The sequence below is a fragment of the Paenibacillus glucanolyticus NBRC 15330 genome (assembly GCF_004000885.1).
Taxonomy (GTDB): domain Bacteria; phylum Bacillota; class Bacilli; order Paenibacillales; family Paenibacillaceae; genus Paenibacillus_AQ; species Paenibacillus_AQ glucanolyticus.
The window spans coordinates 29,562-46,213 of the sequence record NZ_BIMC01000022.1 but is presented as its reverse complement, the minus strand read 5'-3'; the positions used below and the strand labels follow the sequence as shown (position 1 = coordinate 46,213).

Annotated in this window: 13 protein-coding genes; all 13 read left to right on the top strand. The window is 51.5% G+C overall.

What is annotated here, in order from left to right; all coding sequences use genetic code 11:
- Window positions 1–44 precede the first annotated feature (44 nt).
- The 13 genes from PGL02S_RS23715 to hflX all read left to right on the top strand — a co-directional run bounded on the left by PGL02S_RS23715 (window position 45) and on the right by hflX (window position 16,602).
- Window positions 45–1,025, top strand: coding sequence for an aromatic acid exporter family protein (locus PGL02S_RS23715; RefSeq protein ID WP_006209635.1), 981 nt, complete (start codon window positions 45–47; stop codon window positions 1,023–1,025).
- Between the two features lie 128 nt (window positions 1,026–1,153).
- Window positions 1,154–1,720 (top strand): outer spore coat protein CotE, encoded by a 567-nt coding sequence (locus tag PGL02S_RS23710; RefSeq protein WP_006209636.1) that lies wholly within the window; start codon window positions 1,154–1,156, stop codon window positions 1,718–1,720.
- Between the two features lie 107 nt (window positions 1,721–1,827).
- A complete protein-coding gene (locus tag PGL02S_RS23705) occupies window positions 1,828–3,084 on the top strand; it encodes a putative amidoligase domain-containing protein (RefSeq protein ID WP_036637530.1) in 1,257 nt (418 codons plus the stop codon).
- Between the two features lie 61 nt (window positions 3,085–3,145).
- On the top strand, window positions 3,146–5,920 hold the full coding sequence (gene mutS / locus PGL02S_RS23700; protein ID WP_036637532.1) for a DNA mismatch repair protein MutS: 2,775 nt from the start codon (window positions 3,146–3,148) through the stop codon (window positions 5,918–5,920).
- A gap of 38 nt (window positions 5,921–5,958) precedes the next feature.
- Complete coding sequence (gene mutL, locus PGL02S_RS23695; protein ID WP_036637535.1) at window positions 5,959–7,944, top strand: DNA mismatch repair endonuclease MutL; 1,986 nt, start codon at window positions 5,959–5,961, stop codon at window positions 7,942–7,944.
- 17 nt (window positions 7,945–7,961) lie between these two features.
- On the top strand, window positions 7,962–8,741 hold the full coding sequence (locus tag PGL02S_RS23690; protein WP_036637537.1) for a class I SAM-dependent methyltransferase: 780 nt from the start codon (window positions 7,962–7,964) through the stop codon (window positions 8,739–8,741).
- Complete coding sequence (miaA, locus tag PGL02S_RS23685) at window positions 8,731–9,678, top strand: tRNA (adenosine(37)-N6)-dimethylallyltransferase MiaA (protein ID WP_036637539.1); 948 nt, start codon at window positions 8,731–8,733, stop codon at window positions 9,676–9,678. Before PGL02S_RS23690 ends, miaA begins: the two co-directional genes overlap by 11 nt.
- A gap of 52 nt (window positions 9,679–9,730) precedes the next feature.
- Complete coding sequence (hfq, locus tag PGL02S_RS23680) at window positions 9,731–9,970, top strand: RNA chaperone Hfq (protein WP_006209643.1); 240 nt, start codon at window positions 9,731–9,733, stop codon at window positions 9,968–9,970.
- A gap of 180 nt (window positions 9,971–10,150) precedes the next feature.
- Complete coding sequence (locus PGL02S_RS23675; protein WP_036637541.1) at window positions 10,151–12,811, top strand: PBP1A family penicillin-binding protein; 2,661 nt, start codon at window positions 10,151–10,153, stop codon at window positions 12,809–12,811.
- Between the two features lie 102 nt (window positions 12,812–12,913).
- Window positions 12,914–13,471 (top strand): DUF402 domain-containing protein, encoded by a 558-nt coding sequence (locus tag PGL02S_RS23670; RefSeq protein WP_006209645.1) that lies wholly within the window; start codon window positions 12,914–12,916, stop codon window positions 13,469–13,471.
- Window positions 13,471–14,124, top strand: coding sequence for a YdcF family protein (locus PGL02S_RS23665; protein ID WP_036637543.1), 654 nt, complete (start codon window positions 13,471–13,473; stop codon window positions 14,122–14,124). Before PGL02S_RS23670 ends, PGL02S_RS23665 begins: the two co-directional genes overlap by 1 nt.
- An 82-nt stretch (window positions 14,125–14,206) precedes the next feature.
- The gene (locus PGL02S_RS23660) at window positions 14,207–15,190 is read left to right on the top strand and encodes an AAA family ATPase (protein ID WP_006209647.1); all 984 of its coding nucleotides are present in this window, start codon (window positions 14,207–14,209) and stop codon (window positions 15,188–15,190) included.
- Between the two features lie 122 nt (window positions 15,191–15,312).
- Window positions 15,313–16,602 carry a GTPase HflX gene (gene hflX, locus PGL02S_RS23655; protein WP_036637544.1) on the top strand — a complete coding sequence of 430 codons (1,290 nt, stop codon included), beginning with the start codon at window positions 15,313–15,315 and terminating at the stop codon, window positions 16,600–16,602.
- The last annotated feature ends 50 nt before the right edge of the window (window positions 16,603–16,652 follow it).

Below are 16,652 nucleotides of genomic sequence, written 5' to 3'. Positions count from 1 at the left end.
GGATGAAGTAAAACCATCACAATCGCCTGGAGGCTCTTCATCACATGGGATTTCGTGTCATCAAAACGGCCGCGGCAAGCCTGCTTGCCATTTTAATTACAGATGCCTTAAATATACCGGGGGCTACGTCCGCCGGTCTTCTTGCTATACTCGGCGTGGACGTCACGCGCAAACGGAGTGTGCGCTCCATATCATCCAGGTTCTTTGCTTCGCTGCTGGGACTGCTGCTGGCGTGCATTCTTTTTTATTTTCTCGGCTTTCATTACTGGGTTCTGGCACTCTACATACTTCTCGCATTCCCTGCGATTTCAAAAGCGAATTTCAAGGAAGGAATCGTTACCAGCTCCGTCGTGGTGTTTCGAGTGTTTCAGGGCGAAGAGATTGGCTTCGACATTCTCCTTACTCAGGTTGAGTTACTAATTATCGGCCTTGGGTCAGCGATGCTGGTGAACTTGGTGTACATGCCAAACAGTGAGGGAGCGATGATGGAGATCCGCCGCAGGGTGGACGGGCTCTTCTCTGTCATTTTCAATCATTTCTCGCTCACGCTGAGAGACCCTGAACATATATGGGACGGTAAAGAACTGATTGAGGCCAATCGGCAGATCGAGCGGGGAATAGAAGAAGCGAAGCGGGCATCGGAGAATCAGATGATTCATCCGGACGGCTCTTGGAACATATATTTCTATATGCGGAAGGAACAGATGGAGAACATCCAGAGCATGATGCATCAGATATCGCAGGTGTACGAGCGTCTTCCTCACGGGGTGCTGACCGCTGAAATTTTCGATCAATTAAGCAAGGATGTTGTTGCTGAAGGATATACGGGCAAGTCCGAAGGTCTGCTGATTGAGCTGGAAGACCGGTTCAAGGAAATGGATCTCCCGACCACCCGCGAGGAATTCGAGGTCAGATCCGCGATTCTGCAGCTCTGCCATGAGCTGGAATACTATTTGAATATATCGAAGAAGTATAAGGCACCCACGGCAAAAAAACCGCAGAAGCGTGCGGATTCGGCCCCGTAGCTCAGGGTTTTTCAAAAAAAAATCTGATATTTTTAGCATCATATGAATTTATTTGGACCACTTCATTCAACATTCGCCCATCTCGTGCATACACATGTATGGAATGATTGTATGGAGGAGGTTCGAAGATGTCATTGAGTCATAAACACCAATGTAGAGAAATCATCACGAAGGCGATCTGCGGCAAGGGTCGTAAGTTCTCTACCGTAACACATACCGTGACTCCGCCTAATAATCCGACCAGTATTTTGGGGGCCTGGATTATAAACCATCAATACGAGGCGGTTGCCGCCGGAGACGGAATTGAAGTTATTGGTACTTACGATGTTAACATCTGGTATTCCTATGACAAAAATTCGCAGACCGACGTGGCGAAAGAAACGGTGTCGTATGTAGAACGCGTGCCTCTTTCCTATCTGGATCCGAAGCATCGCGCAGCAACGGTGGAGGTGTCGGCAGAAGCGACACAGGAGCCGAGCTGCGTCGAAGCCAGCGTATCCTCGAATGGCACGAGTGTCATCCTGCGGGTAGAGAGAGAGTATGCGGTGGAACTGGTGGCCGAAACCAAGGTCGTTGTAAAAGTATGCACCAACCACCATGGTGACTACGAAGACAAAGAGTTCGACTACGCCCTGGGAGACGATGTCGATGATTACGAAGACCTTGATTACGAAGGTCTGGAGGATGAACTGTAAGTTACCCCTCCTGTAGGAATGATTATAATCTTAGCATATGCAGTGAGGGCAGCTTTGCGGAGGGCGGATGCCCTCTTTTTTATTTTTTTCGCGAGGGGGGCTAGGGGATGACTAAATCCATGGTAAAACCAACTGCTGCAAAAGGTTATGTTCCAATCAATGGGGCTAATGCAATCCTGGCACAGGCACGTATGATCAGGTCCGGCATTCCTTGCCAGTTGGGCATGGCTTCCGGGGAGGAGCACCGCTACACAGCCAAATACTCGGTTCATGTTCGGAAGCTGGCTGCAGCCTCGATCCGCCACCATCAGCTGGGAGGCAGCGAGGTGTTGTATGAGCCTGATCCCGAGAATGGGAGATACGAAGACGGTCTGCACCGGAGACTGGAGAAAGCGGCACTGCGTTCGCTGTATACGCTGGGTGTGGATGAAGGAGAGGTCATCATTACGGCCCGGCCCGGGCGGAGATACGTGGTTGAGAGTGTTCGAATGAAGGGGGGACGGAATCAAGCGGTTATGAGTGCCAAGGGCGGCCCGACGGAAGGGGGCAATACGCTTAACGAGACCGGAGACGCTCCAATCACTCCATCGCTGCTGATCGGAATGGATCCGGAGTTTGTGCTGATGCAGGACAACGGGCAAATCGTGTTTGCTTCCGAGTTCATGGCACGTGGCGGGGAAGTCGGCAGTGATGCCGTGCGTTTTCGGGGGGAGGTCATTTACCCCATTGCCGAATTAAGGCCGTCACCCAAAGCAGACCCTAAGGAATTGCTTCACGAAATGCAAAAAGCGCTGCGCACTGCCCAAACGATGATTCTGGATCGTTCGCTGACATGGAGAGCAGGTGCTCTGCCTTGCGGGGACTTCCCGCTTGGTGGGCATATTCATTTCAGCGGTGTTCCGCTGTCATTGTCACTGCTTCAGACGCTGGATAATTATCTGGCACTGCCGCTGGCGCTGCTGGAAGATCCCAAAGGGCGCCATCGCAGACCCCGATACGGTTTCCTGGGAGATTTCCGGAGGCAGCCGTATGGCGGTTTTGAGTACCGAACGCTTCCCAGCTTTCTCGTCTCCCCCCTCGTGGCGAAGGTATCGCTGTATCTCGCCTATCTGATCGCCCGATACAGCGACCGGCTGCTCGCAAGGCCCTTGAATACCGAACGATACCACCGGGCCTATTACGACGGGGATAAGACCGTGCTCAAAGAGTGTATAGCGGGGTGGCACCGGGATCTGTCCGCACTGCCGGAGTATAAGGACTATGCCCGTGAAATTGAGCTTGCTCTTGTGCATATCGAGGCGGGGCGAACCTGGGATGAGAGCAGGGATATCAGGCCGCTGTGGAATATTCCCGTTAAGCCTTGATGCCTTGAGGTCAATTTCTGTTATAATAGAGGCCAAGCTAGAAAAGGCATGGAGGTACGTCATGGCTAAATATACGCCGATGATTGAACAATATTTAAATGTAAAGGAACAAGCGAAGGATGCGTTTCTTTTTTTCCGCTTAGGCGATTTTTATGAAATGTTTTTTGATGATGCGATCCTCGCGTCGAAGGAACTGGAGATTACACTAACCGGCCGCGAAGGCGGTGGCACCGAGAAAATACCGATGTGCGGAGTGCCGTATCATTCAGCCGAAGGGTATATCCAGCGGTTGATTGAAAAAGGGTACAAAGTCGCCATCTGTGAGCAGATGGAGGATGCCTCCGTTACCAAAGGCATGGTGCGCCGGGAAATCGTCCGGGTCGTAACGCCGGGAACGATCATGGACGGCAAGGTTGTCCACGACAAATCGAACAACTATATGGTGTGTGTCACAGAAGCGGGCGGATTGATGTCTTTATCCGCATGCGACTTGTCGACCGGCGAGCTCTATGTGACCTCGGTTCCATGGTCGGAGGAGTGGCTCCGGGACGAGATTGGCCTCTATGAGCCTTCCGAGATTATCGGTGACGCAGCGCTGCTTGAGATCATCTCTTCACAGTCGCTTCCCGGCAGCCGGAATATCGTATATACGGCGTGGGATCGAAGAGAGGATGCGTTGGTTCGAACCCAATTCGGGGAGCCCGCCTGGGCTCGTCTGGAAGAGGAACGCAGAGCCTGCGTATCTCTGCTGATCTCGTATTTAAGCGAGACGCAGAAGCGGTCACTAGGGCAGCTGACGCAGATTGCTTCCTATGAACCGGGACAGTACATGGTCCTGGATCCATTCACAAGGCGCAATCTGGAGCTGGTCGAGACGGTGCGTGAGCGTTCGAAGAAGGGTTCGCTCCTGTGGCTTCTGGACCGAACGGAGACCTCGATGGGGGCAAGGCTCCTGCGGCGGAGAATCGATAAACCGCTGTTGTCCCGAAGCCGGATCGAAGAGCGGCTGGAGGCTGTGGAACATCTCTATAACCAGTACATACTGCGAGAAGATTTGCGGATGGCACTTAAAGAGATTTACGATCTGGAACGGCTGGTAGGCCGGATTGCGTTTGGCAGTGCGAATGGTCGGGATTTGAATGCGCTCAAGCTGTCGCTGAGACAAATTCCTTCCCTGAAAGAGCTGTGTGCTCAATCCCCTTCCGAAACCCTCCGGCGTGTAGCCGCGGATACGGATATTTGCGACGATCTGTGCGAGCTGATCGAGGACGCCATTGTGGATGAGCCGCCGGTGTCCGTACGTGATGGAGGGATTATCAAGCCGGGATATCACGAGCGCCTGGACGAATTCCGTGAGGCAAGCACCAGCGGCAAACGCTGGATCGCAGAGCTGGAAGCCAAGGAACGTGCGGCTACAGGAATCAAATCCCTGAAGATCGGCTACAACAAGGTGTTTGGCTACTTCATCGAGGTAACCAAGTCCAATTTGTCTTCCCTGCCGGAAGGCCGGTATGAGCGGAAGCAGACGCTCGCCAATGCGGAACGATATGTTACACCGGAGCTGAAGGAGAAGGAAGGTTTGATCCTGGAGGCCCAGGAGAAGATGGTGGACCTTGAATATGCCCTCTTTACCGAGCTTAGGGACAAGCTGAATACACAAGTGAGCCGATTGCAGAAGCTTGCCGAGCGAATCGCGGAAATCGACGTTTACCAATCGCTGGCTGCGGTCAGTGCAGAGTACCGGTTCGTGAAGCCGGAGCTGAGCGACGGGTATGATTACATCGTTGAAGGCGGACGCCATCCTGTTGTTGAATCGGTTATGAAGGATTCTGCATTTATTGCGAATGGCACGGATTTGCGTAAGGACGGCTCCTCTATCCTGCTTATTACCGGTCCGAATATGGCTGGAAAAAGCACATATATGCGCCAGGTTGCCTTATTGTCAATCCTGGCCCAGCTCGGCTGCTTTGTTCCGGCCGAGCGCGCGGTTATCCCGCTGGTAGACCGGATCTTTACCCGCATCGGAGCAGCGGACGACTTAATTGGAGGCCAGAGCACCTTTATGGTCGAAATGGCAGATATTCAGGTCATGACGGAAAAAGCAACGCCTCGCAGTCTGATTATCATTGATGAACTGGGACGCGGAACGTCAACAAGCGAAGGCATGGCCATTGCACAAGCCGTCATTGAATATGTGCACGATCATATCGGATGCAAGGCGCTTGTATCCACGCATTTCCATGAGCTTGCTCATCTTCAGGAAAGTCTTGGCGGCCTTAAGAACTATTCCATGGCCGTTCAGGAGAGCGGAGATAAGGTTCATTTTCTCCGCAAGCTGATCCCGGGGGCAGCAGACAGCAGCTATGGTATTTATTGCGCCAGATTGGCAGGTCTGCCCGGCAGCATCATTGACCGTGCTTATGGCCTGCTGCAGGGCTTGGAGCAGGCTTCGCTGGCTGCTGTGGCTTCGGAGCATGGGGCGGCATTGCAGCGGGAAGAGACCGCTTCAGCCTCTTTGGCTGCCGAGGGTACCGATGGAGCAGTAATGGCAAGGGAGCAGCGTGAAGATGCGTTCCCGTATACCCCCCGCGACTTGAGCCATGGAGAACGGAAGGGGGGCGTGGTACAGCTCTCTATTTTTGGGGAAGAGGAAGTGCCTGATCCGAGAACGGCGAAGGTTGGCAAGGATGGACATGCCATGGCGCCGGAAGCTGTACAAACTCCTGCGATCAGAGGTATTATCGATGCGGTGAAGGGTGCCGACGTGATGAATATGACACCTCTTCAGGCCATGCAGTTCTTGAATGATCTTAAGATCCAGGCGAAGGATATATAATTTTTGCATGGGATTGAAGTGAAACGGAGGTAGGAACAATGGGGATTATTCGTATTTTGGACGAGCATATCGCAAACCAGATTGCTGCCGGCGAGGTGGTGGAGCGGCCTGCCTCCGTTGTGAAGGAGCTTGTGGAGAATGCCATCGATGCCGGGAGCACCAAGATCGACGTTACGGTCGAAGAAGGCGGACTCGACAGCATTCGTGTCACGGATAACGGGGCAGGCATTGACCCGGAAGATTGCGAGACGGCTTTTTACCGCCATGCGACAAGCAAAATTACGGAAGGCCGGGATCTGTTTCAGATCACGAGCCTCGGATTCCGAGGCGAAGCCTTGCCGTCCATTGCCGCGGTATCCAAGGTACGGCTGGTGACGTCCAATGTTCAGGACGGCCGCGGCCGGAAGATCGAAATCGAAGGCGGGCATCTTCGTGTGAACGAAGAGACTGCTGCCCCCAGGGGAACGGATTTCCTGGTGAAAGAATTGTTTTTTAACACGCCGGCAAGGCTGAAATATATGAAAACGATCCAGACGGAGCTTGGGCATATTTCCGATTACATGTATCGGTTGGCTCTTTCGCGGCCGGATATTGCTTTTACGCTTCGGCATAATGGAAACTCTCTGCTTCAAACGCTGGGTAATGGTGATGCTTTGCAAGTGATTGCGGCTATCTATGGCACTCAATCCGCTAAAGCCATGCTCGCGTTTGAAGCGGAGAATATGGATTACACACTCAGCGGATACATCAGCCGTCCGGATTACACCCGGGCGAACCGGAACGGCATGTCGCTGATCATCAATGGAAGATATGTCCGCAACTATGGCCTGATGCAGGCCGTCTTAAGAGGGTATCACACGCTGCTGCCGATTAACCGGTTTCCGCTCGTTGTCATTCAGTTGACCATGCATCCCTCATTGATTGATGTGAACGTGCATCCATCCAAGCTGGAAGTGCGGTTCAGCAAAGAACAGGAGCTGTTTGCATTTGTGGAGGAGGAGATCCGCAAGGTGCTGCAGCAGGAAATACTCATTCCCCGCCCTGCCAAACAAGCTATTGGCAAAAGCGAGCATGCCTTCATTCAGGAGCAGCTGCAATTTCCCAATGCGCAGGGTCGGGATGCTTCGGTAGGAAGCAGGGAAGACGGAGAGGCCCCGGCGGCACGAAGCGGTGATCAATCCGATCAAGGTATGACGTCCTTCCCGATCCCGCCTGGATCAGCATGGTCCGAGAAGCGGGATCATTTACAGCCCGAATCCGGTATCAGGCGCTCTTACGGGGATGGGTCAGGTGGAACGCCAGCAACGGCTCCCATGCGGGAAACGGCTGCAGCCTCTTCCTATCGCAGCGATTACCGTTATGAGAACAAGGGGAATGCCCATATTCCGTCTGTAACCAAGGAATGGCTTCAGGCTGCATCAGGGCCTGCCCCGGAAATCCCGCCATTTCCAGAACTTACATTGATCGGTCAGCACCACGGAACTTATCTGATTGCGCAGAATGATTCCGGGCTATATTTGATTGATCAGCATGCCGCCCATGAGCGGATTAACTACGAGTACTATTACGAGCAGTTCGGTAAGCCGGCTGCCGCCTCACAGGAGCTGCTGCTGCCGATTACACTTGAATTCACACCATCGGAATCGGAGAAGGTGAAGCAGCGGCTGCACTGGTTTGAGAAGGTCGGCGTATATATGGAGTTTTTCGGCGGCCAAACCTTTCTGGTGCGTTCCCACCCGTTCTGGTTCCCCAAGGGTGACGAGAAATCCATCATTGAAGAGATGGCTGAGTGGGTGCTGAGCGAACGAAATATTGATGTTGCGAAGCTGAGAGAGACCTCATCGATCATGTGCTCCTGCAAGGCCTCCATCAAAGCCAATCAGAAGCTGACCGAGCAGGAGGCCATGACATTGATTCAGCGTCTGGGCGCCTGTCGCCAGCCATACACCTGTCCGCATGGACGACCGATCGTGGTTTCATTCTCAGCTTATGATTTGGAGAAAATGTTTAAACGCGTCATGTAACAGCAAGGAGGACTTTCATGATCATTACAACTGGAGAAGCGGAAGCGCCGGACATTGTTAAACGTGCGATAAGCTTATCCCAGGAGACCGGGTGCCGATATGTTCAGCGCGGTGGTCATTCATTACGAAAATTAGCCCGCAGATTCGGAGACGACGACATTCTGGTCGTATTGAACGGACATGTGCGTCTCAGCGGACCGGGCGGCTCTGTCATGGAATTTCATCCGAGCATGGGATTTGTCAGATTGAAACGCGTGCTGCACGGCAATCCGGATCCTATGCTGGATGCTGCCGGTATGGCCGAAGGAGACTCCGTTCTCGATTGTACGGCCGGGCTTGGCGCTGACTCGTTGGTGTTCTCGGGCAAAGGCGGGGAGAACAGCCGGGTCACCGCATTGGAGAGCTCGCTGCCCTTGTATGCGCTGCTCAAAGAGGGCCTTCGGACCTATGAAAGTCATCTGGAGGCCAGTGATCAGGCCATGAGGAGAATCGAGGTACGGCACAGCCATCACTTAGACTACTTGAAATCGCTGCCGGATCGGAGCGTGGATATTGTCTATTTCGATCCGATGTTCCGCGAGCCGATCACAGATTCGGCATCCATCAATCCGCTTAGGCATTATGCGAATGGGGAACCGCTGGATGAGGAAAGTGTGAGAGAAGCGGTCAGGGTTGCACGAAAAACCGTTGTTCTGAAGGAAGCACGGTACAGCGGAGAGTTTGAGCGGCTGGGCTTTTCTTTGCCTGAGCGGGGAAAATCGAAAATAACGTACGGAGTGATTTCCATTGACAGATGAATCAAAACCGAAACTGCTCGTTCTTATCGGACCGACAGCTGTAGGCAAAACCAAAATGAGCATTGAACTTGCCAAGGAATTTGGATGTGAGATTATATCCGGCGATTCGATGCAGGTATATCGGGGCATGGATATCGGCACAGCCAAAATCTCTGCGGATGAGATGGAAGGCATTCCCCATCATCTCATTGACATCCACGAGCCGGATCATCCCTATTCAGTGGCTGAATTTCAGGAGCAGAGCCGAAGATTGATAACCGAGATTGCTGGCCGGGGCAAGCTGCCGTTCATCGTTGGTGGAACAGGGCTTTATGTGGAATCGGTATGCTATGGCTATCAGTTCAGCGAGACCGGGGCGGACGAGGCTTTTCGGGATGAGCAGTTCCGTTATGCCAACGAAAATGGTGCGGAAGCCCTTCACCGGAAACTTGCCGATGTAGACCCTGAAACAGCCAATCGGCTTCACCCTAATGACCTACGTCGGGTCGTTCGTGCACTGGAAGTATTCCACATGACAGGTATCCCGCTTTCAGCCCAGCTGGCCCCTCAAACCAAGCAGTCTCCCTATGACTTATGCTTGGTCGGTTTGACAATGGACAGGCAAATGCTATATAACCGTATTGAAGAGCGAATTGATCTTATGCTGAATCAGGGACTTGTTGATGAGGTGGCGGCGCTCATGGACAAAGGGTATGCTCCAGGGCTTGTATCCATGCAAGGGCTTGGTTACAAGGAGATTGTATCGCATCTTAACGGGGAGTTTAGCTACGAGGAAGCGGTGGTTCTGCTCAAGCGTGATACACGCCGGTTCGCTAAGCGGCAGCTGTCATGGTTTCGTCATATGAAAGACATCGAGTGGGTAGACGTCACCGACTCGGGAAATTTTTCTGCAAACTATCAAAAAATCCGTGCTATAATAGCAGGAAAGTTTCACTGAAATCTTGAATATATTTCAAAACAATCTAATTGAACCATTGGGGGTACGGCTAATGAACAAGTCCATTAACATCCAAGACACGTTCTTGAACCAACTGCGTAAAGAGAACATTCCGGCCACGGTATACCTGACAAACGGCTTTCAGATCCGTGGAACGATCAAAGCTTTTGACAATTTTACCATCGTGATTGACAGCGACGGCCGTCAGCAAATGGTGTACAAGCATGCCATCTCCACGTTCATGCCGCAGCGCAATGTGTCCCTGATGCAGGATAACAACAACGATCAATAGATTTTAGATTGATTCATAGAGAGCATAATCATACCATCCTGATTATTTTGAAACTTTTTTGTTTATAATTCGTTTAGTTATAAGGAGTGCAGAGAGCAACCTGAGAAGGTTGTTCTTTTCTTTCCGAGACTTGACGAGAGTCAGAGGCTTGATCCCGCAAGGGAGTAAGGAGGGGGACAAATGGCTGGAAAAGATAATCAGATGTCAAGGTTGAACAAAAACAAAGACAACTCGAAGACATCCAAAACCACCAAACCTAAATCGAAGAAGAAAAAAGGCAAAGGCAAACGAATTGCATGGGCGTTGTTTTTTACAGCCGTCATTGCGATCTTCTGCGCGCTTGCAGGTTACTTGTTCATCCTGATCAGCGGCGAGAAGCTGCTGGAGCAGAACCAGGATAAACTGACCGCTTACGGTACCTCCAAAGTGTATGACCGTAACGGCACCCTGATGGGTGAGCTATCTATCCAGAAGAGTGACCCGGTCGAGTACAAAGATATTCCTGATTTATTAGTACAGGCATTCATTGCAACAGAAGATAAACGATTTATGGAGCATAACGGCGTGGATATGTGGTCGATCGGCCGTGCCGCGGTCAAGGATATCATGGCTCGATCCATGGTAGAGGGCGGAAGTACGATCACACAGCAGCTTGCAAAAAATATCTTCCTGACACGCGATAAAACATTTTTCCGCAAAGCGACGGAAATGTCGATCGCGCTCGCGCTTGAGCGTCAGCACAGCAAGGAAGAGATCATTGAGATGTATTTGAACCGAATTAACTTCGGTGGACCTTATTACGGCATTAAAGCGGCTTCCGAGCGGTATTTTGGGGAATCCGACTTGAACAATCTGGAATTGTGGGAAATGGCAACACTGGCGGCAATGCCGAAGGGGCCCTCCCGTTACAATCCGCTGAAGAACCCCGACCTCTCCAAAGAGCGTCGTGCTGTGGTGCTGACTCTGATGGAGCAGCAAGGGTACATTACGGCCGGTGAGGCTGAGGAAGCGAAAAAGGTGGATTATGATTATACACCGCCTGAAAGACAGCAGAAGTATACGGCGTTTATTGATTACGTCATGGAAGAGGCCGAAGAGAAGTGGGGCCTTACCGAGGATGATGTCAACATCGGAGGTTACCAGATTTATACCACCATGGATATCAATGCTCAGCAGGCTGTGGAGGAGGAGTTCAGCAACCCGGCTAACTTCGAAGAAAGCCCGGATGATGTACCTGTTGAAGGCTCTATGGTTATTATTAACCAAGAGACCGGCGGTATCGTAGCCATGGCCGGTGGGCGTGAGTATACGAGAGGCGGGTTCAGCCGGGCAACCGACAGCCGTCGCCAACCGGGCTCCGCGTTGAAGCCAATTGTGTCGTACGCACCTGCGCTGGAATCCGGGAAATTCACGAAAGATTCCAGGCTGAGCAATAAAAAGCAGTGTTTCGGCGGCAATTACTGTCCGAATAACCTGCATGGTTACTCGGAGACAATCAGTATGCCTGAAGCGATTCAGCGCTCCGAGAATATTCCGGCCGTCTGGCTGTTGAATCAGATTGGAGTTAAGACCGGTTTTGATTTTGCGCAGAGTTTGGGCATCAAAATGTCCGAGGGTGACGCGAATCTGTCCCTTGCACTGGGCGGAATGGATACCGGTACCAATACATTTGAAATGGCACAAGCGTTCAGTGCCTTCGCAAATGGCGGTGAATTTAAAGAGGCCTTTGCGATCAAACAGATTAAAGATAACAAAGGTAAGGTTGTGCACGAGAACAAAGGAAGCAAAGGGAAACGTGTAATGGAAGCTTCTACAGCTTCGCAAATGACAGACATGATGCGTCGCGTCGTTGATGAAGGAACGGGCAAGAACGCCCGGATCAGTCGTCCGGTAGCCGGTAAGACCGGAACCACGCAAAGTGGATACAAGGGTGTTAGCTCGAACCGTGATGTTTGGTTTGTCGGATACACACCGGAGTTAACCGCTGCTGTGTGGATGGGATACGATACGCCTGACCGACAGCATCTGCTGAAACGAAGCAGCTCGATCTCGGCTTCATTATGGGGCAAAGTGATGGAGAAGGCGGTTCAGGGTTATGAAGCGAAGAACTTCCCGAGCACTGAACCGCCACCGCCTCCAGTAGAAGAAACGACATTAACCGCCGTCAGCGGACTGACCGGTTCGTATAATGGCGAGACTCAGACCGTATCCCTGAGCTGGAATGCGGTTCAAGGCAGCAATATTCAGTATCACTTGTATCGTAAGGAAACATCCGAGGCGGAATACACCCGTATTCTCGATTCCTTGGGCGGAACCTCCATTGAAGATGTGAGCGCCATGGAAGGATTGACCTACGATTACTACGTGACTGCTTTTGATACTTCGACTGGCAAGGAGTCGGAACCTTCGAACGTTCTGCAGGTCGTCGCTGTTTCGGAGGATCTGCCGCCCGAGGAAGTGGAACCACCTCCGGTAGATACCGAAGAACCGCCTCCGGTTGAGGATGGTGACAATGGAGCAGGGAACGAAGTGCCTCCGGGTAACGAAAACGGTAATGGCACTGGTCCTGGAGATACAGGCAATGGAAATGGCACTGGTGAAGGACCTGGCAGCGGAAACGGCAATGGAACGAATCCACCTCCTGACAATGGGACCGGAACGGGTCAAGACGGCCAGAACCAAGGTAATGGTTCTGATGGTTCAGGGGATGGCTCCAACAATGGAGGCAACGGCACAGGGGGAACCAACTCGGATACGGGCAATGTTTCTACGGTACCGGGGACCATTGTTGATCCATCGGATCCTGCGAATACACAGGATGCACCGCAAGAAAGCCCATAACCAAACAAGAAAGCCTCCGCTTGAATTGCGGGGGCTTCTTTGTTTTGAGTGTGAAACCCAAATGTGGTAAGCTGGGAATACGATATGGGGAGGAAAAGTTCCATGAAACGTAAATTCGGAGATCGGGCGAATTGGCGCCGTATCACCCGCCGACACTTCACTTCCCGGTATGTGGAATGTGAGCAATTTACAGGGTATCTCACGCTATATACCATATACGGCCTGAAAGAACCGTTGTGGAAGACGTATGGCCGTCATACCTACCGAATCGCGGACAAAGGTTATTCTTGGCTGCAGTATTATCCGAAGGACAGCCATTTCATCGTTACCGCCATGTTTGATGACAAGCGAAAGATCGTGCAATGGTACATTGATATTTGCAAGAAGCAAGGAGTAACCGATCAGGGTGTCCCTTGGTTTGACGATCTGTATCTGGACGTTGTGGTCGTCAAGAACGGTGAAGTGTTTCTGCTGGATGAAGATGAGCTTGAGGATGCCCTGCGCCGGAATGATATTACCCGGGATGATTACAGGCTTGCCAAGGTGACTGCAAGGAACCTTCTTCGGGCCATCGACGCACATGAATTTCCTTACTTTATGATGTCTCTGAAGCATCGTGACCAGTTATTTCATAACGGAGAATTCAGGAGGAAGAAATAATGCGTCAGGAAATACATAAGAATTTGCCGAGAGCGGGCACGAAGAAGAGAGCATGGTTTAGAAGAGGGATGTATGCCCTGCTCTCTCTCGTTGTTCTTGGGGTATTGTGGTCGGGTTATGCGTATTGGAAAATTGAAAGCGCAGAGAGCAGCCCGGCAGAGAAAGCGGACGTCGGCATCATTCTGGGTGCATCCATGTGGGGCGATCAGCCAAGCCCGGGACTGCGGGAACGGCTGGAGCAAGCATTGGTTGAATACAACGCAGGACGATTTGATACTTTTATCGTGTCAGGCGGTCTCGATAAGCCAGGGTATACGTATACCGAAGCCGAAGGGATGAGAAACTTCCTGGTGGAGGCCGGCGTACCTGAAGAGCGCATCTACTTGGAAAACGAAGCCACGAGCACCTATGAGAATTTGCTCTACAGTCAAGATATCATGGAGAACAACGGGTGGAAGACGGCCATAATAATTACGCATGATTATCATGGCACGAGGTCGCTGGAGGTAGCAACCACTCTTGGTTATGATCATCCTTCTATGTCGCTGACGGAATCTACCGTTCTCCCCATGGTCAAACACAAGTCGAGAGAAGTGCTTGCTTACACGAAATGGACGGCTGATCGGCTGCTGATCGCAGTTGGTGTCCTATGAGGACGAAACTTCTAATAAGCAGGCTGTAAATAGAATACATTGGAATAGATAGTCAGCCCTTTGGATAAAGAGGTGAGGAGCAATGAACGGGCGTGTAACGGCCGCTAACGGCCGATCTGAAGGACGGCCATCCAGGCAGATTAATGTCGTGCTCCGCAGCGCGGAACCTCCGCTTGTCAGCAGCGTGGTTCCGGAACGCGAACCGGCCCCTTCGCCAAACCCTGTTTCCCAGCACAGTCTATTCCAGGAAATACAGAAAGAGCTGGATCAGCTAGTAGGTCTGGATCAAATCAAAGACCTGGTGTTCGAAATTTACGCTTTGCTTCAAGTGTCTCAGATGCGTTCAGAAGCAGGCTTATTAAGTGGCGGTCATGTATACCATATGATTTTTAAAGGAAATCCCGGTACCGGCAAAACGACTGTCGCGCGCATCGTTGCGAAGCTGTTCCAGAAGATGGGCGTGCTGAGCAAAGGACATCTGGTTGAAGTAGAAAGAGCGGATCTTGTCGGCGAATATATCGGCCATACTGCTCAAAAGACCAGAGAACTGGTCAAGAAAGCACTGGGAGGAATCCTGTTTATTGACGAGGCATACAGCTTGGCACGAGGCGGCGAGAAGGATTTTGGCAAGGAAGCGATCGATACCCTTGTCAAGTCAATGGAGGATCACAAGAATCAATTTATTCTGATATTGGCAGGATACAGTGATGAGATCGATTTTTTTATGGATACGAATCCTGGACTGCATTCCCGGTTTCCGATACAGATGGACTTTCCGGATTACAACATGGATCAGTTGATTCAGATTTCAGAGCTGATGGCAAAGGAGCGGGATTATATTTTGATGCCGCAGTCGCTCAGCAAGCTGAAGGATCATCTGCAATCTGAGAAGGATCATGGACTCCATGCCTTCAGTAATGCCCGTTATGTGAGGAATGTGATCGAGAAATCCATTCGCAATCAATCGGTTCGGCTGCTGAACCAATATGTGACCGGGAATCCCGGCAAGCTTGAGCTTATGACACTAAGGCCGGAGGACTTTAAGTTAAACGGAAAATTACAATGATTTTAAACCTGTCTTCGAACATAATGAAGGGGTAACACCGCTTCCTGATCATCATCATGTTTATTGCAGGCAGCCGTGGTTAGTTAACATAAGAGACGTAATCGTTAGAAGGAGTTGGATATATGACTAATACAACGCATGATACCCGGACAGAGATCGAAGATAGGGCTATACTGGTCAGCTTGGTGACGGATAAGGTTAAACGTTCGGGAATCAATCCCGAATATTCTTTGCAGGAGCTGGTTCAGCTCGCTGAAACGGCTGGAGTTGAGGTGCTGGATGTGATCACCCAGAATCGCGAAGTCCCGGACTCCAAATGGTTTATCGGTAAGGGAAAAGTTGAAGAACTTCGCATGGCGATTGATGGATTGGGCGCAACCACCGCGATATTCGATCAGGAGTTATCCGGTGCGCAAGTACGGAATTTGGAAGAATCCCTCGATGTGAAGATTATCGATCGGACTCAATTGATTCTGGATATCTTCGCCCAGCGCGCCAAGACGCGTGAGGGGATTGTTCAGGTGGAGCTGGCTCAGCTTACGTATCTGCTCCCGCGGTTATCGGGACATGGCAAGAATCTGTCAAGGCTCGGAGCGGGGATCGGGACACGCGGACCGGGCGAGAGCAAACTCGAAACCGACCGCAGGCATATTCGCGACAGAATCAGTGACCTGAAGCGGCAGCTGGATGAGATGACAAGGCACCGGAGTCTGCACCGGGAGCGCCGCAAGAAGAGTGGCGCCGTACAGGTAGCCTTGGTCGGCTATACGAATGCCGGCAAATCGACACTGCTGAATCGTTTAACGGCCGCAGACGTGTATATCGAAGATCAGCTGTTTGCTACGCTGGATCCGACCTCGCGTGCACTCGAACTGCCAAGCGGCAAAGAAGTGGTCCTTACGGATACCGTAGGATTCATTCAGAATCTTCCACATGATCTCGTTGCGGCATTCCGTGCGACGCTGGAAGAAGCCAATGAAGCGGATCTGATCCTTCATGTTGTGGATTCCTCCTCACCCATGCGAGATGAGCAGATGGCTGTGGTTCATTCTATTCTGCAGGACCTGGGAGCAGCGGATAAACCGCAGATCGTTCTTTTTAACAAGAAGGATGCGTGTGAGCCGGAGCAGTTGGAGATGCTGCCGACCGGGGAGGGGCAATTAAAGATCAGTGCTTATAATGATCAGGACCTGGACACGGTCCGTGAAGCGATCCAGAACCAGCTGTCGGGTGGGAATGTGACTTTTCGTATTCCCGCTGACCGGGGCGATCTGAACTCGGCTGTATACCGTATCGGCGACGTGCTGGAGCAGTCTTTTGATGAGAATGATATCCTCTACGAGGTTCGAATTAATAAAGCTGATTACGAGAAGATGGGTTATTTGCTTCATGATTACGTTCAGCAGCAGTAATGGAGATACAACAGCGTGAATTAAAGATGAAGTGTTAAGATGTGAGACAT